Source organism: Pseudomonas sp. BF-R-26, from assembly GCF_019947395.1.
Classification (GTDB): domain Bacteria; phylum Pseudomonadota; class Gammaproteobacteria; order Pseudomonadales; family Pseudomonadaceae; genus Aquipseudomonas; species Aquipseudomonas farris.
This window is the reverse complement of sequence record NZ_JAGYGK010000005.1, coordinates 333,686-357,857: the sequence shown is the minus strand read 5'-3', so window position 1 is coordinate 357,857 and position 24,172 is coordinate 333,686. Positions and strand designations below refer to the sequence as shown.

25 protein-coding genes are annotated in these 24,172 nt (G+C 59.0%); 15 read left to right on the top strand and 10 right to left on the bottom strand.

The features are described from left to right. Nucleotides 1–96 precede the first annotated feature (96 nt). Complete coding sequence (locus KGB18_RS09460) at nt 97–891, bottom strand: substrate-binding periplasmic protein (protein ID WP_123723222.1); 795 nt, start codon at nt 889–891, stop codon at nt 97–99. Between the two features lie 92 nt (nt 892–983). Further along, nucleotides 984–1,610 carry a TetR/AcrR family transcriptional regulator gene (locus KGB18_RS09455; RefSeq protein WP_223569701.1) on the bottom strand — a complete coding sequence of 209 codons (627 nt, stop codon included), beginning with the start codon at nt 1,608–1,610 and terminating at the stop codon, nt 984–986. A 178-nt stretch (nt 1,611–1,788) separates the two neighbouring features. On the opposite strand from KGB18_RS09455, the gene KGB18_RS09450 reads away from it, so the two are divergent. The 8 genes from KGB18_RS09450 (at nt 1,789) to KGB18_RS09415 (ending at nt 11,209) form a co-directional block, all read left to right on the top strand. Further along, complete coding sequence (locus KGB18_RS09450) at nt 1,789–3,591, top strand: acyclic terpene utilization AtuA family protein (RefSeq protein ID WP_223569700.1); 1,803 nt, start codon at nt 1,789–1,791, stop codon at nt 3,589–3,591. 15 nt (nt 3,592–3,606) lie between these two features. Beyond that, entirely contained in the window at nt 3,607–4,521 is a 915-nt protein-coding gene (locus KGB18_RS09445) for an SDR family oxidoreductase (protein ID WP_223569699.1), read from the top strand. 2 nt (nt 4,522–4,523) lie between these two features. Next, nucleotides 4,524–6,140: a geranyl-CoA carboxylase subunit beta gene (atuC, locus tag KGB18_RS09440; RefSeq protein ID WP_223569698.1), complete on the top strand. Its 1,617-nt coding sequence runs from the start codon at nt 4,524–4,526 to the stop codon at nt 6,138–6,140. A gap of 68 nt (nt 6,141–6,208) precedes the next feature. Continuing rightward, nucleotides 6,209–7,366, top strand: coding sequence for a citronellyl-CoA dehydrogenase (atuD, locus tag KGB18_RS09435; protein ID WP_223569697.1), 1,158 nt, complete (start codon nt 6,209–6,211; stop codon nt 7,364–7,366). Then, nucleotides 7,363–8,160: an enoyl-CoA hydratase/isomerase family protein gene (locus tag KGB18_RS09430; RefSeq protein WP_123723216.1), complete on the top strand. Its 798-nt coding sequence runs from the start codon at nt 7,363–7,365 to the stop codon at nt 8,158–8,160. The genes atuD and KGB18_RS09430 overlap by 4 nt, the downstream gene beginning before the upstream one ends. A 108-nt stretch (nt 8,161–8,268) precedes the next feature. Next, complete coding sequence (locus tag KGB18_RS09425) at nt 8,269–10,230, top strand: acetyl/propionyl/methylcrotonyl-CoA carboxylase subunit alpha (RefSeq protein WP_223569696.1); 1,962 nt, start codon at nt 8,269–8,271, stop codon at nt 10,228–10,230. Between the two features lie 71 nt (nt 10,231–10,301). Continuing rightward, nucleotides 10,302–10,850 carry an exonuclease domain-containing protein gene (locus KGB18_RS09420; RefSeq protein ID WP_223569695.1) on the top strand — a complete coding sequence of 183 codons (549 nt, stop codon included), beginning with the start codon at nt 10,302–10,304 and terminating at the stop codon, nt 10,848–10,850. 74 nt (nt 10,851–10,924) lie between these two features. After that, entirely contained in the window at nt 10,925–11,209 is a 285-nt protein-coding gene (locus KGB18_RS09415; protein WP_007895072.1) for a pyrimidine/purine nucleoside phosphorylase, read from the top strand. 74 nt (nt 11,210–11,283) lie between these two features. On the opposite strand, the gene KGB18_RS09410 is transcribed toward KGB18_RS09415, so the two are convergent. Beyond that, nucleotides 11,284–12,087, bottom strand: a complete 804-nt coding sequence (locus tag KGB18_RS09410; RefSeq protein WP_123723213.1) for an MOSC domain-containing protein — start codon at nt 12,085–12,087, stop codon at nt 11,284–11,286. Nucleotides 12,088–12,263: 176 nt separating this feature from the next. After that, nucleotides 12,264–13,199 (bottom strand): chemotaxis protein CheV, encoded by a 936-nt coding sequence (locus tag KGB18_RS09405; protein WP_123723212.1) that lies wholly within the window; start codon nt 13,197–13,199, stop codon nt 12,264–12,266. A gap of 463 nt (nt 13,200–13,662) precedes the next feature. Here KGB18_RS09405 and KGB18_RS09400 point away from each other — a divergent pair, with 463 nt between their 5' ends. The 3 genes from KGB18_RS09400 (at nt 13,663) to KGB18_RS09390 (ending at nt 16,145) form a co-directional block, all read left to right on the top strand. Beyond that, the gene (locus tag KGB18_RS09400; protein WP_007895067.1) at nt 13,663–14,133 is read left to right on the top strand and encodes a hypothetical protein; all 471 of its coding nucleotides are present in this window, start codon (nt 13,663–13,665) and stop codon (nt 14,131–14,133) included. Between the two features lie 462 nt (nt 14,134–14,595). Further along, entirely contained in the window at nt 14,596–15,489 is an 894-nt protein-coding gene (locus tag KGB18_RS09395) for a sensor histidine kinase (RefSeq protein ID WP_201121417.1), read from the top strand. Beyond that, nucleotides 15,486–16,145: a response regulator transcription factor gene (locus KGB18_RS09390; RefSeq protein ID WP_123723210.1), complete on the top strand. Its 660-nt coding sequence runs from the start codon at nt 15,486–15,488 to the stop codon at nt 16,143–16,145. The genes KGB18_RS09395 and KGB18_RS09390 overlap by 4 nt, the downstream gene beginning before the upstream one ends. Here KGB18_RS09390 and yegS read toward each other — a convergent pair. Then, nucleotides 16,129–17,046, bottom strand: coding sequence for a lipid kinase YegS (gene yegS, locus KGB18_RS09385; RefSeq protein WP_123723252.1), 918 nt, complete (start codon nt 17,044–17,046; stop codon nt 16,129–16,131). The genes KGB18_RS09390 and yegS overlap by 17 nt on opposite strands. Before the next feature lie 325 nt (nt 17,047–17,371). Between yegS and KGB18_RS09380 the strand changes: the two genes are divergently transcribed. Continuing rightward, nucleotides 17,372–17,680 (top strand): hypothetical protein, encoded by a 309-nt coding sequence (locus tag KGB18_RS09380; RefSeq protein ID WP_007895062.1) that lies wholly within the window; start codon nt 17,372–17,374, stop codon nt 17,678–17,680. A gap of 65 nt (nt 17,681–17,745) precedes the next feature. Here the strand turns inward: KGB18_RS09380 and glp are convergent, their stop codons facing one another. Together glp and moaB are read right to left on the bottom strand one after the other, a co-directional pair. Continuing rightward, nucleotides 17,746–18,972, bottom strand: a complete 1,227-nt coding sequence (gene glp, locus KGB18_RS09375; protein WP_123723209.1) for a gephyrin-like molybdotransferase Glp — start codon at nt 18,970–18,972, stop codon at nt 17,746–17,748. Beyond that, nucleotides 18,956–19,495, bottom strand: a complete 540-nt coding sequence (gene moaB, locus KGB18_RS09370) for a molybdenum cofactor biosynthesis protein B (protein ID WP_007895059.1) — start codon at nt 19,493–19,495, stop codon at nt 18,956–18,958. The genes glp and moaB overlap by 17 nt, the downstream gene beginning before the upstream one ends. 81 nt (nt 19,496–19,576) lie before the next feature. Here moaB and mobA point away from each other — a divergent pair, with 81 nt between their 5' ends. Together mobA and KGB18_RS09360 are read left to right on the top strand one after the other, a co-directional pair. After that, nucleotides 19,577–20,179 carry a molybdenum cofactor guanylyltransferase MobA gene (gene mobA, locus KGB18_RS09365; RefSeq protein WP_123723208.1) on the top strand — a complete coding sequence of 201 codons (603 nt, stop codon included), beginning with the start codon at nt 19,577–19,579 and terminating at the stop codon, nt 20,177–20,179. A gap of 76 nt (nt 20,180–20,255) precedes the next feature. Continuing rightward, complete coding sequence (locus KGB18_RS09360) at nt 20,256–20,477, top strand: YgdI/YgdR family lipoprotein (protein ID WP_038982251.1); 222 nt, start codon at nt 20,256–20,258, stop codon at nt 20,475–20,477. 89 nt (nt 20,478–20,566) lie between these two features. Here the strand turns inward: KGB18_RS09360 and KGB18_RS09355 are convergent, their stop codons facing one another. From KGB18_RS09355 to KGB18_RS09345, 3 genes are all read right to left on the bottom strand, one after another. After that, nucleotides 20,567–21,457, bottom strand: a complete 891-nt coding sequence (locus KGB18_RS09355; protein ID WP_123357674.1) for a pseudouridine synthase — start codon at nt 21,455–21,457, stop codon at nt 20,567–20,569. A gap of 72 nt (nt 21,458–21,529) precedes the next feature. After that, nucleotides 21,530–21,850, bottom strand: a complete 321-nt coding sequence (locus tag KGB18_RS09350) for a transcriptional regulator (RefSeq protein ID WP_123723207.1) — start codon at nt 21,848–21,850, stop codon at nt 21,530–21,532. Nucleotides 21,851–22,013: 163 nt separating this feature from the next. Then, on the bottom strand, nt 22,014–22,250 hold the full coding sequence (locus KGB18_RS09345; RefSeq protein WP_034151325.1) for a glutaredoxin family protein: 237 nt from the start codon (nt 22,248–22,250) through the stop codon (nt 22,014–22,016). Nucleotides 22,251–22,459: 209 nt separating this feature from the next. Between KGB18_RS09345 and KGB18_RS09340 the strand changes: the two genes are divergently transcribed. Next, a complete protein-coding gene (locus tag KGB18_RS09340; RefSeq protein ID WP_201062635.1) occupies nt 22,460–24,172 on the top strand; it encodes a cation:proton antiporter in 1,713 nt (570 codons plus the stop codon).

The following is a 24,172-nucleotide window of genomic DNA, read 5'->3' as shown; positions in this document are numbered from 1 at the left end:
GGGGGCTCACGGTAATCGTCGACAGTTCAACGATGTGACGTGAGCCGGAGCAGGAAATTTAAGCGCAGTCGCCAAATACGCGACCTGAGACGCGATTCAGGGTTTGCCCACCGGCACCAGGGCAATTTTGTAGGGATCGAAAATCTTCAGCATCTGGCCGTTGTTTCGCAGGCCTTGCAGCAACTTGCCAAATGCTTCGCCGGTAATCGGCGCCTGCGGGCGAATCAACGCGTAATGGTGATAGACCTGATCGACGCGTTGCGACACCAGCAATTGCTCGCCGACTTTCTCGTTACGCAGCAGGTAATCGCTCAGGTAGGAACGTGTCACCAAGGCAATGTCCGCTCGTGCGCGCAACACCATCAGCAAGTTGCTGTCATGGGAATAGGTCAGCGTGGCCTTGTAGGCGTCGGCCAGATACTTGGGATCGGCATTGAAATTGGCAAACTCGTAGTGATAGCCGCTGTACAGCGCCAGGCGCTTGCCCGTCAGGTCCTTGAAGTAATTCTCATCGCGATCGGGTTTCTTCTGCGCGACAAAGATTTCTGCATCTTCCAGGCCCATGTCGACGAGGGTGTGCGGGATGTCCTTCCACCCCCAGTCCGGGTTCTCGAAAATCGCCATGTCGACCCGGCCTTCCTTGAAATCGTTGAAACGTCGAGGAATCGAGGTGGGCACCAGCACAAACTGATAGTCGGTTTGCAACTGATTCAGCGCTTCCACCAGTTGCGGCAACAGACCGGTGTCGGCGCCGGACTCCGGGCGCACGGTATAGGGTGGAAAATGCGCGGCACCGACCCGCACCAACTGTGCAGCCTGAGACGGCAACACGCAGCACACTGCAAGCGCCGCCAGCAAAAGCCGAGACACTGTTCGAATTGGTGAAGACATCAAAACAGCCTACTCCCCAAAAAAATATCCATCAATGCATTCAAGCTAGGCGGTTTCGCCAACTTAGCCAGTTTCTTGCCGAGATAGACGGCTCACTGCCGTTCTTCAAGCACCAGAATCAACGCCTCATCGGCCAATTGATCGAGGCTCATGCTGCCATCGGCACGAAACCAGGTGGTGGTCCAGGACAACGCGCCCGTCAGGAAACGGCGGGTGATGAACACGTCGCCACGGATAAAACCGGCGTCCTTGGCTTCGCCCAGCACCTGCAGCCAGATGTCTTCATAAATATCACGCAGCGCCAGAACCTGCACCTGGCCTTCCGCTGACAGCGAACGCCACTCATACACCAGCACCGCCATGGCCTCACCGCTGCCGCCCATGATCGACTGCAATTCGCAGCGAATCAGCGCCAAAACCCGCTCGCGCACACTGCCGGCCTCGGCCAGGGCTGCGCGCATTAACGCGGTGTTGTAGCGAATGGTCTCTTCCATCACTGCCCGCAGGATCTCATCCTTGCTTTTGAAGTGATGAAAAATACTGCCTGATTGAATGCCGACGGCACCGGCCAGATCGCGCACGGTGGTACGTTCATAACCTTTATTACGAAACAGGTGAGCGGCCACTTGCAGCAGTTTGCCGCGGGCGCTGTCCGGGTCGGTCAATTGGCCGTTGTCGACCAATTCGCGCATCACCCTCAGGGCTTTTTGCTCGTCCACCCGTTCTCTCCTACAGTCGATCAATCAATTGCGCCGCTGGCCGCTAAAACAGCGGGGTTGCGCGGGCAATTTAAGCTGGCGGGGGCGACCAAGCAAGCGCTTGGGCAGAAGATATTTCAGTCGTTTACAAACCAAGCGCTTGCTTGGTAGTCTCGAAGCACTTCTGTCGGAGGTGGTTATGGAATTGGCTGCGCCCAAAACAATCCGCATCGGTTGCGCCAGCGCATTCTGGGGCGACACCTCGACCGCCGCCGAGCAACTGGTGGAAGGCGGGCGGCTGGACTATCTGGTATTCGATTATCTGGCCGAGATCACGATGTCGATCATGGCCGGGGCGCGGATGAAGGATCCAGGGGCCGGCTACGCCAGCGACTTCATCGAAGTCCTCTGCCCCCTCCTCAACCAACTCGCGGAACAGAAGATCCGCGTCATCAGCAATGCCGGCGGCGTCAATCCTCAGGCTTGCGCCGCAGCCCTGCAAACGGCCTGCGACAAGGCTGGGGTAGCGCTGAAGATCGCCGTGTTGTCGGGTGACGATCTGCAACCTCAGTTCAAACGCCTGAGTAGCCTTGGCCTCCATGAAATGTTCAATGGCACGCCCCTGCCGCCGATGTGCGTGTCGACCAACGCCTACCTTGGCGCGCCGGGCATCGTCGAAGCCCTGCGCTTGGGCGCCGACATTGTGATTACCGGGCGCGTGGTCGACAGCGCCGTGGTCAGCGCCGCGCTGGTGCATGAGTTCGGCTGGTCGTGGCACGACTACGACAAACTCGCCCAGGCTGCATTGGCCGGGCACCTTATTGAATGTGGTGCCCAGTGCACCGGCGGCAATTTTACCGATTGGCACGACGTTTCCGACTACGAGCACATCGGCTTTCCGATCGTCGAAGTCGGCGCCGACGGCCAGTTTATCGTCAGCAAACCCGATGGTTCCGGCGGCCTGGTCACGCCCCTGACCGTTGGCGAGCAGATGCTTTATGAAATCGGCGACCCGCAGGCCTATCTGCTGCCCGACGTGGTGTGCGATTTCAGTCAGGTCAAACTCGTGCAGCAAGGCAAAAACGCGGTGCAGGTGCATGGCGCAAAAGGCTTGCCGCCGACCGATCAGTACAAGGTCAGCGCCACGTATCCGGACGGTTTCCGCTGTACCGCCAGCTGCCTGATCGCCGGGATCGATGCCGCGGCCAAGGCCCGACGGGTCAGCCAGGCGATCATCAACAAGACCTCGGAAATCTTCAGCCAGCGCGGCTGGGCGCCCTACAGCGAAGTGAACATCGAACTGCTGGGCAGCGAAGCCACTTATGGCCCTCATGGTCAGCGCCAGGACAGCCGCGAAGTGGTGATCAAACTCGCCGTGCGCCACCCAAGCAAACAGGCCTTGATTCTGTTTTCCCGGGAAATCGCCCAGGCCGCCACCGGCATGGCACCGGGGTTGACCGGGATCGTCGGCGGGCGGCCGACGGTGTACCCGCTGATCCGGCTGTTTTCATTCCTGATCGACAAAACTGCCTGCACCCTGGAAATCCACCTCGCCGGTGAGCGCCACCCGTGCGCCCTGCCCGCCCTCGATGTACTCGACCCGGATGACTTGCCGCTACCGTTCGATCCGCCCCAACCAACAGAACGCGCCGACGCCAGCGTGGCCCTGATAAAACTCGCCGTGGCGCGCTCCGGCGACAAGGGCAATCACAGCAACATCGGCGTCATGGCCCGCCATCCCGACTACCTGCCGTGGATCGCCGAAGCGCTGACACCTGCGGTGGTGGTCGACTGGATGAGCCATGTCCTCGACCCGATCCACGGGCGTGTAGAACGCTGGTATTTACCCGGTACTGAGAGCTTTAATTTTCTTCTGGAGAACGCGCTCGGCGGCGGTGGCGTGGCCAGCCTGCGGATCGATCCGCAAGGCAAGGCGTTCGCTCAACAACTGCTGGAGATCCAGATTCCGGTGCCGCAGCGCATCGCCGATCAGGTCAACTAGAGGAAAACCGTCGCCATGGCTTATGACTCGATTTACAAACCCGACCTGTTCGCTGGCCAAAACATCATTGTCACCGGTGGCGGCAGCGGTATCGGCCGTTGCACCGCTCACGAGCTCGCAGCCCTCGGCGCGCAGGTGCTGCTGGTGGGGCGTAATGCCGAGAAACTGAAAAAGGTCGCCGCCGAAATCACCGAAGACGGCGGTAAAGCCAGTTGGCAGGTCTGCGATATCCGCGATGAAGACGCCGTCACGCAACTGGTCAGCGAACTGATCCGCAAACACGGGCCGATTCATGGGCTGGTCAACAATGCTGGCGGGCAGTACCCCTCGCCCCTGGCGTCGATCAACCAGAAAGGGTTCGAAACCATACTGCGCACCAACCTGGTGGGCGGTTTTCTGATGGCCCGAGAGGTGTTCAACCAGTCCATGAGCAAGCACGGCGGCGCCATCGTCAACATGCTCGCCGACATGTGGGGCGGCATGCCCGGCATGGGCCACTCGGGCGCGGCGCGCTCGGGCATGGACAACTTCACCAAGACCGCCGCGTTTGAATGGGGCTATGCCGGCGTGCGGGTCAACGCCGTCGCGCCGGGTTGGGTCGCCTCCAGCGGCATGGACACCTACGAAGGCGCGTTCCGGGCCGTGATCCCGACACTGTGCGAACACGTACCGCTCAAGCGCATCGGCACCGAATCGGAAATCAGCGCGGCGATTGTTTTCCTGCTCAGCCCGGCAGCCGCTTTTGTCAGCGGCAGCACGTTGCGCATCGACGGCGCCGCCAGCCTCGGCGGGAGGGCCTGGCCGATGCACAAGGCGCAGAACAGTCACTCGTACAACGGCTTTCATCGCGCTTATTTACCCGAAGTACTCAGACCCGACGCGTCCAAACCTGACGCCTCCAAGCCAGACGAGCTCAAGGACAAGGAGTAACCATGCCGGTCATCCAGTCCCAGGTAGATCCGTTCAGCGAAGCGTTCGCCCGCAACCGGGCGGCCATGCTGGCCGGCATCGAACAGGTCCGTCAGCTCGAGCAGAACTTGCTGAGCAAAGCCGCCGAAGCCAAGCCCAGGTTCGACAAGCGCGGGCAACTGCTGCCCCGGGAGCGGCTTAATCTGCTGCTCGACCCCGGTGCGCCGTTCCTCGAACTGGCGAGCCTGGCCGGCTATAAATTGCACGACGACAAGGACGGCAGCTCGGCCGGCGGCGGTTTGATCGCCGGGATCGGTTACGTGTCCGGCGTGCGGGTATTGGTGGTGGCGAACAACAGCGCGATCAAGGGCGGAACCATTTCCCCCAGCGGTTTAAAAAAGTCTCTGCGCCTGCAACAGATCGCCATGGAAAACAAACTGCCGGTAATCACCCTCGCGGAAAGCGGGGGCGCCAACCTCAATTACGCAGCGGAGATTTTCGTCGAAGGCGCGCGCAGCTTTGCCAATCAGGCGCGGATGTCGGCCATGGGCTTGCCGCAAATCACCGTGGTCCATGGCTCGGCCACGGCGGGCGGTGCTTATCAGCCGGGGTTGTCGGATTACGTGGTGGTGGTGCGCGGCAAGGCCAAGCTGTTTCTCGCCGGGCCGCCGCTGCTCAAGGCTGCCACCGGTGAAGTCGCTACCGATGAAGAGCTGGGCGGCGCCGAGATGCACGCGCAAACCGCCGGCACCGCCGAATACCTGGCCGAGAACGATGCCGATGGCGTGCGCCAGGTGCGCGAGATCATGAGCCTGTTGCCGTGGAACGATCAGCTGCAATGGTTACCCGAACGTCGGTGGGAAGAACCGCTCTACCCCATCGACGAACTGCTGGGTCTGATCCCGGATGACCCGAAAAAACCCTACGACGTGCGCGAAATCATCGCCCGGATTGCCGACGCTTCGAACTTCCTCGAGTTCAAGGGCGAATTCGACCAGCAAACAATCTGCGGGCATTTGCAGATTCAGGGTCGAGCCTGCGGCTTCATCGGTAATAACGGCCCGATTACGCCCAAAGGTGCGAGCAAGGCTGCACAGTTCATTCAGCTCTGCGACCAGAGCCAGGCGCCCCTGCTGTTTTTCCACAACACCACCGGTTTCATGGTCGGCACCGAGTCGGAACAACAAGGGGTGATCAAGCACGGCGCCAAAATGATTCAAGCAGTGGCCAATGCCCGAGTGCCCAAACTGACGATCGTCGTCGGCGGCTCCTACGGCGCCGGCAACTACGCGATGTGCGGCCGCGGCCTCGACCCGCGCTTCATCTTCGCCTGGCCCAATAGCCGCACCGCGGTGATGGGTGGCGCCCAGGCCGGCAAAGTATTGCGGATCGTCACCGAAGCCAAACAGCTCAAGGACGGATTGGTGCCCGACCCGAAAATGCTCGACATGCTGGAACAGGTCACCGCGCAGAAACTCGACAGCCAGTCCACCGCGCTGTATGGCAGCGCCAATCTGTGGGACGACGGGCTGATCGATCCGCGAGACACCCGCACGTTGCTCGGGTATTTGCTGGATATCTGCCATGAGGCCGAAGTTCGTTCGCTGCAATCCAACAGTTTCGGCGTAGCCCGTTTTTGATGACGTGGAGCGTCTAAGGCTGCATTCCCACGCAGAGCGTGGGAACGATCACAGGAGAACAATAAAAAATGATCTTCACCCAGGAACACGAAGCACTGCGCCGCACCGTCCGCCAATTCGTCGATCACGAGATCAATCCTCATATCGAGGAATGGGAAAAGGCCGGGCGTTTTCCGATCCATGAGATCTTTCGCAAGGCCGGCGACCTCGGTCTGCTGGGGATTTCCAAACCGGAAAAATTCGGCGGCATGGGGCTCGATTACAGCTATTCGATTGTGGCCGCCGAAGAGTTCGGCACCATTCATTGCGGCGGTATTCCGATGTCCATCGGCGTGCAGACCGACATGTGCACCCCGGCCCTGGCCCGTTTCGGCTCTGATGAACTGCGTGAAGAGTTCCTGCGGCCGGCGATCACCGGCGAGCAGGTTGGCTGCATTGGCGTCTCCGAAGTCGGCGCCGGCTCCGATGTAGCAGGTTTAAAAACTACCGCCCGCAAGGACGGCGACGACTATGTAATCAACGGCAGCAAGATGTGGATCACCAACTCGCCGAGCGCCGATTTCATCTGCCTGCTGGCCAACACCTCGGACGACAAACCGCACATCAACAAGTCGCTGATCATGGTGCCGATGAACAGCCCCGGGATCAGCCTCAGCTCGCACCTGGACAAGCTCGGCATGCGCAGCTCGGAAACCGCCCAGGTATTCTTCGACAACGTGCGCGTGCCGCAACGCAACCGCATCGGCCACGAAGGCGCGGGGTTCATGATGCAGATGCTGCAGTTCCAGGAAGAACGGCTGTTCGGCGCGGCGAACATGATCAAAGGCCTGGAGTACTGCGTCGACAGCACCATCGAGTACTGCAAGGAGCGCAAAACCTTCGGCAATGCGCTGATCGACAACCAGGTCATCCATTTCCGCCTGGCCGAACTGCAAACCGAAATCGAATGCCTGCGGGCGCTGGTCTATCAGGCCACCGAGCAATACATCAAAGGCCAGGATGTCACCCGTCTGGCGTCCATGGCCAAACTCAAGGCCGGGCGACTCGGTCGGGAAGTCAGCGACAGTTGCCTGCAATATTGGGGCGGCATGGGCTTCATGTGGGAGAACCCGGTGGCGCGGGCTTACCGCGACGTGCGGCTGGTGTCGATCGGCGGCGGTGCCGACGAAATCATGCTGGGGATCATCTGCAAACTCATGGGCATCCTGCCGGGGAAAAAGAAATGAACACCCTTCCCGTTTGCCAGACCTTGTTGCTCGAACGACATAACGGCGTCCTGCACATCACCCTCAATCGCCCCGACAGTCGCAACGCCATGAGCCTGCAAATGGTCGCCGAGCTGCGCGCGGTGCTGGCGGCGGTGCGGGATGACCGGCAGGTTCGCGCGTTGGTGATCGGCGGTGCCGGTGGGCATTTTTGTGCCGGCGCCGACATCAAGGACATGGCCAATGCCCGTGCTCAAGGCGCGACCGCCTACCGCGAATTGAACCGTGCGTTCGGCGCCTTGCTGGAAGAAACCCAACACGCGCCGCAAGTGGTCATCACGGTGCTGCAAGGCGCGGTGCTTGGCGGTGGTTTCGGTCTGGCCTGCGTCAGTGATATCGCCATGGCCGATCATCAGGCGCAATTTGGCCTGCCGGAAACCAGCCTCGGCCTGTTGCCGGCGCAGATCGCGCCGTTTGTGGTGCAGCGCATCGGCCTGACCCAGGCCCGCCGACTGGCCCTGACCGCCGCACGGTTCGATGGAACCCAGGCGCGGCGGATGGGACTGGTGCATTTTGTCGAGCATGACCCGCAAGCCTTGGCCGAGCGCCTCGATGAAGTGCTGGCCCATGTGTTGTGTTGCGCGCCGGGGGCGAATGCGGCGACCAAAAAGCTCTTGCTGGCAAGTGCGGTGCAACTCTCGGATGGCCTGCTGGATCAGGCGGCGGAGTGGTTCAGTGAAGCGGTGACCGGGGATGAAGGTATTGAGGGGACCATGGCCTTCGTGCAGAAACGAAAACCGGGTTGGGCTATTTAAAAGCATCGCGAGCAGGCTCGCTCCCACAGGGGAATGCATTTCAAATGTGGGAGCGAGCCTGCTCGCGATGGGGCCATCACATTCACCGCAATTCAAAGGGAACAACCCATGCCCGCCTTCAGCAAAATCCTGATCGCCAACCGCGGTGAAATCGCCTGCCGCATCCAGCACACCGCGCAAGAACTGGGCTACCGCACCGTCGCCGTATTCAGCGATGCCGACGCCGATGCATTGCATGTGCAGATCGCCGACGAAGCCGTGAACATCGGCCCGGCCCAGGTGCAGCAGTCTTACCTGAACATCCCGGCAATCATCGACGCCGCCCGGCGCACCGGTGCCGATGCGATCCACCCCGGTTACGGCTTCCTCTCGGAAAACGCAGAATTCGCCCGCGCCTGCCAACAGGCCGGCATCATCTTCATCGGCCCGAGCCCCGAGGCCATCGAACTGATGGGCAGCAAACGTCTGTCGAAACTCGCCATGATCAAAGCGGGCGTGCCCTGCATCAAAGGCTATCAGGGCAGCGAACAAGACGACGCGACCCTGAGCCGCGAAGCCGAACGTATCGGCTACCCGGTGATGATCAAGGCCAGTGCTGGCGGTGGCGGTCGAGGCATGCGTCTGGTGCATAGCGCCGCCGAGTTGCTGGAGCAACTCCGTACCGCACGCTCCGAGGCGCTGCATGGGTTTGGCAGCGACGAACTGATCCTCGAACAAGCCTTGATCGACCCGCGTCACGTCGAGGTTCAGGTGTTCGGCGATCAGCACGGCAACCTGATCTACCTTGGCGAGCGCGACTGTTCGATCCAGCGCCGTCACCAGAAAATCATCGAAGAAGCGCCCTGCCCGGTAATGACCGCCGAGTTGCGCCAGGCCATGGGCGATGCGGCGCTCAAGGCGGGGCGCGCGGTGAATTATGTCGGCGCTGGCACCGTGGAATTCCTGCTGGATGCTCGCGGGCAGTTTTACTTCCTGGAGATGAACACCCGGTTGCAAGTGGAACACCCGGTGACCGAGCTGATCACCGGCCTCGATCTGGTGGCCTGGCAGTTACATGTTGCCGAAGGACTGCCACTGCCGTTGCGACAGGAGCAGGTGCAGCTCAATGGCCATGCCATGGAGGTGCGCCTGTACGCCGAAGATCCAGCCCAGGGATTTCTGCCGCAAACCGGGCGAATCGCAGCCTGGGAGCCTGCGTTGCAGGGCGGCGTGCAGATCGACCATGGCCTGATCGAAGGCCAGTCTGTCAGCCCGTTCTATGACCCGATGCTGGGCAAGCTCATCGCCCACGGTGCCACCCGCGAAGAAGCCCGGCGCAAGTTGTTGCGGGCGGTGCAGGACAGCGTATTGCTGGGCGTGCAGAGCAATCAGCGCTTGCTCGCCAGCCTGCTGGAACATCCGCAGTTCATCAGCGGCGAGTTCAGCACCGGGTTCATCCCCACGTACTTCGCCGATCATCCGTGCCTGCATCAACATGTGCCGAGCGCCGAAGAACTGGCCATCGCTGCGGCGCTGTTTTATCAAGCGTCGGCGCAGGCTCACCGCGCCCCGCTGGCCGGTTGGCGCAACAACGCCAGCGTGCCTTTGCACTACCGAATCGGCCTGGAGGATCAGGATTGGCCGGTGGAATTGAACGCTGAACCTGGCAAGCCCTACCGTGCTCAGGTCGGCGCTCGCACCCTCGAACTCAAGGTCATCGGATGCGACGGACGCCGGGCTACCCTGGAAATCGACGGCATCCGCCAACGCCACGCCTATAGCCTCGAAGCCGGGCAACTGTGGTTGTTCACGCGCCCCGGCAGCCTGCGGCTGGTCGATCTGACTCAGGCGCTGGTCAGCGGCCAGGCCAGTGTCAGTTCCGGCACGCTCAAGGCGCCGATGGACGGGGCAATCGTCGATGTATTGGTCAGTGAGGGCAGCCCGGTCAGCAAAGGTCAGCTACTGGTGGTGCTTGAAGCAATGAAAATGGAGCATCCGCTCAAATCGGGTATCGACGGCGTGCTCAAACGCTTGCAGGTCAGGGTCGGCGATCAGGTCAAAAATCGTCAGATTTTGTTAGAGGTCGAATAAGCCGCTAGGCGGATCCGCCGGGTTTGGCTACGCTCAAGCCCTATCAGGACGCGGATACCAGGAACCCTGCGATGCCTCACTGGTTGGTCATTGATCTGGAAGCCACCACCGATGAGGGTGGCTGGCCAGTAACAGAAATGGAAATCATCGAAATCGGTGCCACCCTCGTGGACCGCAAAGGCCAGGAACTGGATCACTTCCAGTGCTTCGTGCGCCCGTTGCGCCGGCCCTTGCTAACGCCGTTTTGCCGGGAACTGACCCACATCACCCAGGCCAATATCGATGCCGCACAGCCGCTCACCGACGTCTGGCCGTTGTTCGAGCGCTGGCTCGGTCAACATCACGCGCGTCTGGAAGGCTGGGCAAGTTGGGGTGATTACGACCGCAAACAACTGATTCAAGACTGGCAGCGTCTGCAACTCGACAGCGCCCTGAGCCGGGTGCCGCACATGAACCTCAAGCAACGCTTCGCCAAGACTCGTCGGCTCGAGCGCCCGCTGGGGCTTAATGGAGCCTTGCAACTGGCGGGCCTGCAGTTCAACGGTCAGCAGCATCGGGCGCTGGAAGACGCGCGCAATACTGCGCGCTTGTTACCGCTGGTTTTCCCTGCTAATCCTTGAGTGCAGGAGGTGACGCCTATCGACACCTTGTGCATACTGGCCGGCCCTTTTTAGCCCTTTTCGAGGAACCGCCCATGTTTAAAGTCAACGAGTACTTCGACGGCACCGTCAAGTCGATCGCCTTTGGCACCGCTGAAGGTCCAGCGACCATCGGCGTCATGGCACCGGGCGAATACGAATTCGGCACCAGCCAGCGTGAAATCATGCACGTGGTGTCCGGCGCCCTGACCGTCAAACTGCCTGACAGCGACACTTGGGAAACCTTCGCCGCCGGCAGCCAGTTCAACGTACCCGCCAACAGCAAGTTCCAGCTGAAAGTGGCCGTCGACACCGCTTACCTGTGCGAATACCGCGGCTAAAACCGTGGGTTTTCACAGCGACAAAAAAATGCCCGTGTCCTTGGACACGGGCATTTTTTCATTTTGAAGGGCTTTTATTCGAGGATCGTCACCGGCATGCCGACTTCCAGGCGGCCGTTACCGTCGTTGACCAGGTTCTGACCGAACATCGCGCCGTCGGCCTCGGCGCGGTATTTCTGCAACGTCGCCAGCGGTTCACGATCTTCGCTGCGTTCGCCGGTCTGCGGGTCGATAGTGGTCAGAATGCAGCGTGAGCAGGACTTGACCACGCGGAACTCGACATCGCCAATGCGGATACGCTTCCAGGTATCTTCGGCATACGCTTCACTACCCTCGATCACCAGATTGGGCCGGAAACGCAACATTTCCAGCGGCCGCCCGACCTTGCTCGACAAATCTTCCAGCGACGCCTGACCAATCAGCAACAACGGAAAGCCATCGGCAAAAGCCACCTGATCATCGTCCTTGCCATAGCCGGCCTGGGTGCTCCGCGCGCGATCAAGCGGCACTTGCACCAGGCGCGTCGGTTTGCCGATGAACTCACTGACCCAGGCACCCGCCGCATCGCCGGCATCGGGGACGCGCAAGGTATCGCGCCAGATGGTCACCCCACGCAGATTGGCATCGCCGTCAGGCAACGCAATATCGATCGGTGAATGGTGCGGGGCACTGAGGGTCAAGCCGCCATCGGCATTCCACAACGCCGACAGCTGACTCATTTTCGCGACCGCGCGCTGGGTCAGAAAACGCCCGCTGGCCTCGTCCACCAGCATCCAGCGTCGATCGCCGTCCAGCCCCAGCTTATCCAGGCTGACCTGATTGAGGGTCTCGCCCTTGCCGGATTTCAACGGAAAACGATAAAGCGCGCTCAGACGCATGGCCAACTCCCTGGTAGGTGAAAACGCCACCCTATACGAGCTTGATTGCCGAATCAAAGGTCTGTGGAGAGGGCTTGCCCGCTTTTCGTAGGAGCCAGCGGTGCGGCGATCCGACTTGCCGGCGAAAGCGCTCTTGAGGACACCTTTGCCGGCAAGCCTGGCTCCTACGTTCCGTTTCAGGCAGGTACTGCGTCGAGCATCAGGCGCTGGCGCACCACGTCGACGAGTTTGTCGGGCTGAAACTTGGAGAGGAAGTTGTCGCAGCCGACCTTCTTCACCATCGAGTCGTTGAAGCTGCCCGACAGCGACGTGTGCAAGACCACATAAAGGCCACGCAAGCGGGGGTCGTTACGGATTTCGGTGGTAAGGCGATAGCCGTCCATTTCCGGCATTTCCGCATCGGTGAAGATCATCAGCAGCTTGTCAGTCATGACTTCGCCCGTATCGGCCCAGGCCTTGAGCATGTTCAGCGCCTTCAAGCCATCGCTGGCGATGTGCATCTTCACGCCCAACTGACCCAAGGTGTCGCGCAATTGCGACAGGGCCACGTTCGAATCATCCACCAGCAGCACTTCACGACCACGGGCGAGTTCCAGAACCGGATCGTCTAGCTTTTCGCGCGATACCTTGGCGTTGTACGGAACGATTTCAGCCAGGACTTTTTCGACGTCGATGATTTCCACCAACTGATCATCAACCTTGCTGATGGCGGTCAGGTAATGCTGGCGACCAGCACTGGCCGGCGGCGGCAAAATGGCTTCCCAGTTCATGTTGACGATGCGGTCCACACCACCGACCAGGAACGCCTGCACCGAGCGGTTGTACTCGGTGACGATGATGGTACTGGTGGGGCTTGGCACCAGCGGGCGCATGCCGATGGCCTGGGACAGGTCGATCACCGGCAGCGTCTGGCCACGCAGGTTAACCACGCCGCACACAAAAGGATGGCGTTGCGGCATCAGCGTCAGCTTCGGCAGCTGCAGCACTTCCTGGACCTTGAAGACGTTGATTGCAAACAATTGCCGTCCGGCCAGCCGAAACATGAGAATTTCCAGGCGATTCTCACCCACCAGTTGCGTGCGTTGGTCTACCGTGTCGAGAATGCCGGCCATTAATGACTCCTGGGCTTGTTCTGATGAATTCATTAAAGGGAGTTATCGGCTGTTTTTGCCGGACCTTGACCCCGAGACAAAATGCCACGACCAGGCATTGATGTCACATTAACATCATGCTTTACTGGCTCCGTGATTTTCATCTGCTTCATTTCCTGCGGCGCGACCACGGTTTGCACGTTAGGTTCCCCTGCGTAAGGGATTCCCCTAGTAACAATCAGGCCCAACCTGATATTCGCAATATCCAATAGCCATTAATGTGACGCCATTCTCATTGCATGAACGGAGTCAGGCTTTTGTGTGCGATCGCAGGTCAGTGGCCACCCATCCTCTCGAGCTCCCCAGCCGGCGCTCAAACCTGCCGGAGCGCGATCTCACGAATGCTTGGCAGCACCGGGACGCGTATGGTTCCCGTCGGCACACACGACATTCCCTCATCTGATATGACGTTGTGGAGATAAGCATGCCGAACGACACCAAAGAGTGGGCTCAACGATTTCCAGAGTTTCTCGTCGAGGCCGAAACACTCTTGGCCAAATCCGAGGAATGCCTGAGTCATTTGCAACTGATCAGCAATGACAAGGACGCCATCGATTGCATGCTCAGCACTCTTCTCAAGCTGTCCAGCAAGGCCGATGCCTTGGCACTGGCGGCGGTCTCGGAGTTCTCGCTGCATATTCATGGATTGCTGAGCCACGCGCAGAACCACATGGACCTGCACGATCAAGCCCTGGACGCGCTCAAGGACTGCTTCACATTAATGGCCTGGCAACTCGAACTCATCGATCAGACTACCGGCCAGCTCGGTCTTGATGACAGTGAACAGACCTCACTGATTGAAGCGTTTGCGTTTCAAGTGGGACATAGCCAGTTTCAACCGCCCAGCCACTCCAGACCGTTCAGGCTCGTTTCGTTCGCGGAACGGCAAGCCTGAAATTACCGGCCTCTGGCCGTGCTGCGCTTTTTATTGTCATGACACTGCCCGATAACTTGGTCGCAATTGAATATTCTGACCATTCGACGACAGCTCGAAACTTATCCCTGTCTCCACTTCAGATAGTGCCTGTCCAATTAAAACAAGATGCCTGCAATTGATATCTTCTTACGATAAAACTCGAAAGTTTTTCCATTATGGAACTATCGTCCAAAAAGCATATTTCCCGACTGTATAGAGTTATATACCGAACGCGACCAACGGTATCTTAAGTGGTATTATGCCGCCCATTAGTTGACTCAACTAATGACAGAGTGACGCCAGACGAGCACATTGAAGGTTGTATTTCAAACATTGCACTGCAGCCATTGAAGCCGACTTCACACAACGATTTCCACACAGAGACCCGTCAGCCCTTACGGCCGGTCTGCCCGCAGCGAACACCCATTGGCTCCATCCGCTATGTACGCCAGCCTCAAGTCAATTACCCTGTGGCCACCCTCCCGAAAAAACGCGCGCCGGTTTACGCTATTACTGTGCATCTGCTCGGCGCTTGGCAGCCTGCTGGTCTATAGCTTGTCCATACCGCTGCCGGTGAGTCTGCTGGTGCTCAATAGTGCGGCGCTGACCTGTGTCTGGGTGAGACATTGTCTCTCGCGCAAATCGATAAAGTTTCAACCCCAAGAACTGGCTGACCGTCTGCTGGAAGTGCAGGAAAACGAACGCCACCGGCTCAGTCGGGAGCTGCATGATGACATCGGCCAATTGCTGACCGCCGCAAAACTGCAAAGTGAATGGCTCAAACGCCGATTGCCCGAAGAACTGCAGGGGCAGTGCTCGGTGCTCAGCGAAACGCTGGACGAAACCCTGACCAAGGTTCGTGACGTCTCGGCCATCCTCAATCCGCGGCAACTGGCCAGTCTCGGGCTGGAAGCCAGTCTGCGTGCGCATTTACTCAGGACCCTGGCCAATACCTCCATGCACTGGAGCCTGGAATGCCATCAACGCTTGACGGGCATACCGGAGGAAATAGCGGTGGCAGCTTTTCGAATCACTCAAGAAGCAATTACCAATATACTGCGTCACGCCGAGGCCAGTAATCTGTTGGTCCGCCTGCAGCGCCTGCCCCAGGGCCTGACGCTGTTGATCAGCGACGACGGCCTGGGTTTCGCGCCTGCGGCAGATCCCGCTCGCGAGGGGCAACGCGGTATGGCCGGGATGTCGGAGCGGATCGATCAGTTAGGCGGCACACTGACCGTGACCAGCGAACCGGGCAAAGGCACTCAAATAGAAGCACTCTTCCCCTGGGCGCCCCGTGCGCTAGAACGGGCCAGTACGAATAAGGTTATGCATTGACTTGTAACTTACTTCTGGTGGACGACCACTCGCTGATCAGGGCTGGCGTGCGCGCCCTGGTGCTGGATATTCCCGGCTATGCGGTAATCGGGGAGGCCAATGACGGCTCGCAGTTGGTCGAGATGGTCGAGCAGCTATCCCCGGACATCATTCTGCTGGATATTTCCATGAAGGAAACCAGTGGCCTTGAAGCCTTGCAGCGACTCAAGCGAGTACGCCCGCAATGTAAAGTGCTCATCCTGTCGATGCACACCGACCCGGCGCTCATCATGCAGGCACTGGAATCAGGGGCTCATGGTTACCTGCTCAAGGACACCACGCCCACCGAACTCGAACATGCCCTGGATGCCTTGCGCAATAACGAACGCTACCTGAGCCCGGCCATTGCCCATACGGTCATCAACCAGGCGCTGACCCGAACCCAGAAAAATCAGACGCAACCCCAGGACTCGCACAACCTGACGGCACGTCAGCTGGAAATCCTGCGACTGATTGTTCGCGGCAAATCCACCCGGGAAATTGCCAATGGCCTGGGTTTGAGCATCAAGACTGTCGAAACCCACCGCTCGCAGATCATGAAACGCTTGCAGATCTACGATGTGGCCGGCCTGGTGCTGTTCGCCGTGCGCGAGCAAATTATCAGTCTGGACGATTAGCTGGATTCGAGACGCTCAGCAGCGGCGAGCCCTCGGGCAAATGCACCCGCAATGCCGCCGGGCGCGCCGAGAAACGCAGACTCTCGCCCTCCAGAGGTTCACCATCAAGGTTGATATAAAGGCCCTCCGAGACTTTGATCTCGACCCATGGCAAGCGAGCTCGCACAAACATGTTGTCGATGCCGAAGCCATCGGTCAGCAAATTTTTCAAGGTACCGACCACTTCCTGTGGCGCGGGCAAAATGCTGATATCCAGCAGACCATCGTCAGCCAGCGCTTGCGGGCACAACACATGACCGCCGCCAGCCTGTCGACCATTGCCAATGCCCAATGCCAACAATTCGCCGCTCCAGTGAAAATCCGGCCCCTGCAACTCGCCATAGGCTGCATGCAACTCACTGAAGCGCGATAAACCCGTGAAGAGATAAGCAGCGCCCCCAAGGATTTTTTTCAGATCCTCGGAGGTATTGGCCGTAACCTGACTGCCAAAGCCGCCTGTGGCCATGTTCAGGAAAACCTGACCGCCGACTTCTCCCAGATCAATGGCTCGCGGAGTAGCCTCCAGAAGGTCCAACGCCTGAGCGGGCTCCAGAGGCACACCGGCAGCGCGAGCAAAATCGTTGGCGGTGCCCAAGGGCAAAAGTACCAGACTGGCCTGCGTCGAATGCGCCGCCATGGCTTCGGCGATATCACGCAAGGTCCCATCGCCGCCGCCGGCAATCAACTGCGTATAGCCTGCCGTCAGCGCTTCCTCCACCAACCGCTGCGCATCACCGGCCTCCCAGGTCAGTCGAACAGCCAGTTCCCAGCCCTGCTGGCGCTTGCCTTCGACGGCTGCACGGACCTCCTCATTGAGTGCCTGCTTGCCATGCAGAATCAACAGCGCCTTGCGCTCGCTCATTTTTGCCACTCCCATATCCGCAATTCCATGGGATATGTTGACCTCGCAGCGCCTCATAAAAGTCGCAGGAATTTGAATTATTTCCAGGGAAAGGAAACGTGAGTCCTACAGAGCGGTATTTTTTCTTACAAAACGTGAGGAATCGGCTCAATTGACCCAACAGGGCAATTGGTACACCGTTGTGTCTCGGTTATCAGTCATCACCCGTTAATTTACACAGGGACGTGAAAAACAATGAATGGAACCCCCTTAAGGGCCTCAAAAAGCGCAGGCAATAACGGCATCGGCCACTTGAATGGCTTTAACGCAAGGAGCCAGTTACTCCATGCAAAGCCATGACCTCAGACTACCGGTAACTCCGGTCGCGCCGTTCGCAGAAAATCGCGCCAATCATCAGGCTGAACTCAAAAACAGCGCAAAGCCCGCCGGAGAAGTTGATATGGAACCTCGCGTCATTGAACTGGAGACACACCTCAAATACATCCGAAGAGACATGGATGAAGTGCGGGGTGACGTCAAATCCATCAAACACAGACTTGCCTATTCAGCTGGCGGAACAGCCGTGATCCTGGGTCTTCTGACCTGGATCGCCAACAGCCGCTTCGACCAGGTCGTGACACTTCTGGCACATTAAGGAATGGTCATCCACGCAAGCCCAATGCGATCAATTGGGCTTGCGTGACAAAACCAGTGCCGGTATCAGCTCAAGACTTCACTCAGCGGGATGAAGCTCACACAATCACCCTCGATCAGCGTACGGTCCTCCAGCACTTCAACCAGACCGTCAGCCCAGGCAGCACTGCGCAGTACGCCAGAGCTCTGATTCCTGTAGATGATTGCCCGGCCATTCTCCAGACGTCCGCGCAAGTACTCACGTCGGTTACCAGCCTTTGGCCAGACAAACCCTGCCGGCACCTGAAACTTCAGGGGCTCAACCTCTTTTACGCCTTGTCGGCGCAAGAGGTAGGGCCTTGCCAACAGAGCAAAAGTCACCAGGGTCGATGCCGGATTGCCGGGTAAACCAATCACAGGCACGCCGCAAAAATGCCCGAACGTCAGTGGTTTTCCTGGTTTGATGGCAAGCTTCCACAGAGTCAATTCGCCCTCTTCCCGCAAGGCAACGCCCAGAAAGTCGGCCTCTCCCACCGATACGCCACCGGTCGAGAGAATCAGGTCGACATCCTTTAGCTCACCAAGGCGGGCACGAGTGGTCGCTAAATCATCGGGAAGAATGCCGGCATCGATCACCTCACAACCCAAGCGCTGCAACCAGCTGCAGAGCAATACTCGATTGCTGTTGTAGATCTGTCCCGGCCCAAGGGCCTGACCAGGCTCAGTCAACTCATCACCGGTAGACAAGACCGCAACACGAATTTTGCGAACCACGTCCAGCTCAGCGCATCCCAACGATGCCGCCAGCCCCTGCTCAATAGGCCCCAGACGCGTTCCAACGGGCAAGATCAGCTCACCAACGGTGGCTTCCTGACCTTGTGGACGGATGTTCTTTCCTGGGGTCATGATCTCGGTGAAACGTACCCGCTCATCCGCCTGAACCTCGGCGTTCTCCTGCATCTCGACACAGTCGGCACCTGCAGGCACAGGCGCGCCGGTGAAGATTCGCGCACAGGTACCCGGCTTCAAGGGCTCCGGGGCCTGGCCTGCAAAAATCTTCTGGCTGACCACCAACGGCTCTCCCGCCCAGTCGGCCAGGTGCAAGGCATAACCGTCCATGGCACTGTTGGGCCAAGGCGGCAAATCAAGTGTCGAGACCAGGTCAGTGGCCAGTACTCGCCCCTGAACCTGCGACAACGGCAAACGTTCGTGCTCATGAATCTTCGAGGCGTCGGCCATTTCCAGTAAACGCGCCAGTGCCACCTCGACAGCCATCAGACTGCCAGTTTTGCCTGGCTTACCCGCGCGATTCACAGGGTGCCGCCTGTTTCAGGTGGGCCACGAAATTGCACGGACGGTGACGCGAATCCAGTTGCTCGGCAAGAATGCCGTCCCAACCGGTGCGCACCGCATTGGTCGAGCCCGGCAAGCAGCATACCAGCGTGCCATTGGCCAGACCGGCCAAGGCCCGGGACTGAACCGTCGAGGTGCCGATATCCGCTACCGATATCTGCCGGAATAACTCACCAAAACCATCAACCTGTTTATCCAGCAGGCAACTCACGGCTTCGGGCGTGCTGTCGCGACCGGTGAACCCGGTACCGCCGGTGATCAGCACCACTTGCACGACCTCATCGGCAATCCAGTTGGCGACTTGCGCGCGAATTTTGTAGAGGTCATCTTTAAGCAGTACACGGGCCGCCAGGTTATGACCGGCAGCGCTCAAACGGTCGACGAAGACCTGGCCTGAGGTATCGGTTTCCAGGGTACGGGTATCGCTGACAGTCAGCACCGCGATGTTGAGCGGTGCGAAAGGTACATCAGCCTTGGCTTTCATAGGCTCGTCCAGTTGTAGGAGAAACAGCCCGGTGTTATATCACAGCGCCTCATTTTTTCGCCGCCCCTATGGAGAAGAGCGATGACCTCGAATACACCTCTGGCGCCTTGCTCCATTCTGCTCCTGGCTGGCGGTCGCGGCCAACGCATGGGCGGTCAGGACAAGGGATTGCTGGATTGGCACGGCGAGCCACTGATCGCGCATCTGCACCGTAAGACGCGTCCGCTGAGTGATGACCTGATCATCTCCTGCAACAGAAACCTGGAAAAATATGCGCCTTATGCGGATCAGTTGGTCCATGACGACGAAGGCGACTTTCCGGGGCCGTTGGCGGGTATTCGCGCAGGCCTGAAGGCCGCCCGTCACACTTGCTTACTCGTGCTGCCTTGCGATGTGCCACGCATCGATGCCGCGCTGCTCCAGAGCATGCGTGAAACCGCCGGGCAGCATCCGGACAAACCGCTGATGCTGCGCCATGGCGAACACTGGGAACCCTTGCTGTGCATGATTCCCGTCGCCCTTTCAGCGGCGTTCGAGACTGCCTGGAACGAAGGCGAGCGCAGCCCGGGTCGCCTTATGCGCAAGCTGGGCGCCACAGCCCTGCAATGCCCGGATAACGACCCCCGCCTAGCCAATCTCAATACGCCGGAACTGTTAAGCACACACCACACTGTGTCAGACTGACACGCGAAGGAACTTGCGCGCGTTGTATACGTCTCAAGCTCAGCAACCAAAAGAATTCCCATTCGGAGACACACTCATGACTCAACGGACCCTCGCCACTTTCATGCTCGCACTGGGCCTTGCGACCCTCGCCGGTTGCGCATCGCCTACAGTGATCACCTTGAATGACGGTCGAGAAATCCAGGCCGTCGACGCGCCTAAGTACGATGAAGAATCGGGCTTTTACGAATTCGAACAACTGGATGGCAAGCAAACCCGCGTCAACAAAGATCAGGTCCGTACCGTTAAAGATCTGTAATCTTTACGGCGACAACCAGATACAGAAAAGCCCGCTTTAAAAGCGGGCTTTTTCGTGGGTGAAGAAAAGCAGAGTCGTTAGCCCTGTGATCACCACTGCAAGGTGATCGTGCTTTCGAATTCTCTTTCCTGTCCCGTGACCGGATCGACAAATCGCAGCCCCTGGGCCAACAGCTTCAAGGGATTGGCATAGTCATCTTCTACGTCCTTGAGGACCTGCGGATAGAACGGATCATTGCAGATGCTGGCCCCCAGGGCTGTCATGTGAACTCGCAACTGATGTTTCTTGCCCGTCACCGGGTACAGCGCATAACGCCAGAGTTCACCGTTTTTTTCCCTGACCTCGACAGCCGTCTCGGTATTGCTGACGCCCGGACCTTCCTGCATGCGAAAAAACGGCTCGCCATCGATAAGCCGACTTTTATGGACCAGCGGGAAGGAATGCTCCGGCAATGCCCGGGCGATTGCTTCATAGCGCTTTTCGATCTGGCGTGTAGGAAACAATGACTGATACGCCGACCGACTCTGAGGGTTGGCTGAAAACAGCACCAGCCCCGCCGTATGCCGGTCAATGCGATGCAAAGGCACCAGATGCGGGTTATCCAGGCGACGGATCAGCCGCCGCAGCAATGTCTGCTCCACGTATTCGCCCGCCGGAGTCACGGGCAAAAAGTGTGGTTTGTCTGCTACCACCAGATGCTCGTCGGCATAGAGGATCGACTCCACCACCGGGATCGGCTTTTCGTCCGGCACCTCACGGAAATAATGAATCCGCAGACCTTCTTTGTAAGGCAGGTCCAGGGCGATCGGCAGACCTTGCCCATCGAGGACACGACCGCGAGCAATTCTGTCCAGCCATTGTTCACGACCGATGGCGCTGAAGTGTTCGCACAGGCAATCGAGGACGGTCTGCCACGGCCCCGGCGGCAGGTAGAGCGTGCTGGCCTGGTTATGTGCAGCAGAAAAAGATGAAATGGACATACGAAAAGCTCTAACCCTCAATGCAGGGCGGCATTATCCAACAGTGGCCGGAACGAACCTAGAAGAGAATCCTCAGGCCGGTATCGAATGTGCGCGAGCAGCCGCTTCGGTGAATTCCTTGAGCCAGCGCAGCACATCGACCGCTTCCCAGCGACCGGGATCATAAAGCGCATACAACAAACCCTGATAGCCCACGACATCCAGCTGTCGGTGATAGCCCGCACGCTGGAACAAGGCTTCGATTTCGGCGAAACAGGTATTGAAATGCAATTTGTTGAAGGGCGTTTTCCCCTCCGTGACCAAGCCATCCAAACGCAATTCGAGGACGGCCTCGCGCACCACGTCCGCCGACATCCGGTTCACGCTGTTCTTCAATTGCTCGACATTGACCAAGGTTCATCCCTCTGACGTCCGGGATCGACTGCCAAACCCGAAACAGGGAAAAGCATGGCAGGCAATCGGAATAACTGTATGCGCATACAGTATCCGAATAACATCGGTTAAGCCAAGGTATCAATCATAAAGTTCGACACACGGGAACACCGTCGCCGCCCCTCTACCGCAGGAACGCCACCACTTCATCGGCACTGAACGGCCAACCCAGCTCAGCGCCGGTATCGACCCGTCGCAACACTGGAATACGCAGACTGTAAGCTTCGAACCACGTTTCGTCCTCAGCGATATCCACCAGTTCCACCAATAAACCACGCTCGACAAATTCCATTAGCATGGCTTCGGCGACTTCACAGAGATGGCAACCAAGGGTGCCGAACAGCTGACATTCAGGAAGCATGACGACAAGATCCATCGAAGTAAGCGCTCATTCTAGGCCCGCTATCAAAAGCAGTCGAGCCGATGCCCCACATGTCTGAGCAATGGCTGATTTCAAGAGATTTCGGCAAACTCCTGACGCACATCATTCGCCTCAACTGTCACTTGCGCGATGCTCGCGTCTTTTTTGCCTCTACGCTTGAGTAGTCAGAACCCTCACCGGAGTTTTTTGTGTTCGCCAATCTGTTGATCATCTTCACCTCCTCTCTGGTGGTGATTGCACTGTTCCAGCGCCTGCGCTTGCCACCGGTGCTGGGCTATCTGTGCGTAGGGCTGATGATCGGGCCGACCGCGTTCAACTGGGTGAATGAAAGCGAGGAATTGCCCGACCTTGCCGAGTTGGGCGTGGTGTTCTTGCTGTTTTCTCTCGGGCTTGAATTTTCCCTGTCGAAAATGCTCGCACTGCGCCAGGTGGTATTTGGCCTGGGCAGCCTGCAAGTGCTGGGTTCCGGGATTGTGCTGGGGGGGGTGCTGATGCTGTTCGGCATGCCGACCATACCTGCACTGTTACTCGGTACCGGTTTGGCGCTGTCGTCCACCGCCATTGTCAGCAAAGAGTTGAGCAGTCTCGGTGAGCTTTTCAGCCGCCACGGCCAGAATGCCATCGCCGTGCTGTTGTTCCAGGACGTGGTCGCGGTGTTGCTACTGACTCTGGTGCCGGTGTTCGCCGGCAGCAGCGACCAGGCCTGGTATTGGGCGCTGCCATTGACGCTGGGCAAGACCATAGTGCTGTTCGTCGGTCTGCTGCTGGTCAGTCGCTGGTTTCTGCCAAGGCTGTTCCATGAAGTCGCCGCGTCCCGGTCCGCGGAGCTGTTCGTGCTGTTGGCGCTGGTAATCGTTTTGCTGACGGCCTGGCTGACTCACCTGCTCGGCCTCTCCCCTGCCCTGGGTGCCTTTCTCGCCGGCATGCTGCTAGGCGAAAGCCACTACCGACATCAGATCGAGGCGGACATCCGTCCGTTCCGCGACATTCTGCTCGGGGTGTTCTTCGTCAGTATCGGCATGCTGATCGACTTGCGCTTGTTTGCCAGCCACGGCCTGCTGATTCTTGGCCTGACGCTGGGATTGCTGCTGATCAAAGGCACCGTGGTCGCGCTGCTGGTCAAATGGCGCGGCAGCGATGTCGAAACCGCCTGGCGCAGCGGCCTGGCATTGGCTCAAGGGGGCGAATTCTGCTTTGCCCTGATGACGCAGATGCAGCAGAACAAACTGATGCCCGCCGACTTCGGTGGCCTGCTGCTGGCCGCCACGTTCTGCTCGATGCTGGTGACGCCTTTACTGCTGCGCGCCGCTCCCCACATCGCCACACGCCTGCACCACAAGCCCAACGAAGAAGCCGAACTCGAAGAAATCAGCGCGCTCAACGCAGGCTTGCACAATCACGTAGTGATCTGTGGCTACGGTCGCGTAGGCCAGTCCATCGGGCGCGTCCTGCGTAATATAGATCAACCTTACATTGCGCTGGATACCGACCCGGTGCGGGTTCAGGAAGCAGCCGTCAATGAAAGCTGTGTTCATTACGGCGACTCACGTCGCGGCGAGCTGCTGGTCGCGATAGGGCTGGAACGCGCCAGACTGCTGGTGGTCGCCGTGGACAAGACGGACATCGCACTGTTGATACTCAAGGAGGCACGCCGGTTCAACCCGAGTGTGTCGATCCTGGTGCGCACACGGGACGACAGTCAGTTGGCCGAGTTGAAGGCGGCTGGCGCCAGCGAAGTCGTACCCGAGTTGCTGGAGTCGAGCCTGATGCTCGCCTCCCACGCGCTGATCATGCTGGGCATACCCGGCAAGCAGGTGCGAGACCGGGTCGACCAGGTACGGCGTGACCGCTATCGCCTGCTGCACGGTTTTTACCCTGGCGCTGACGATGAGGAACGGTGA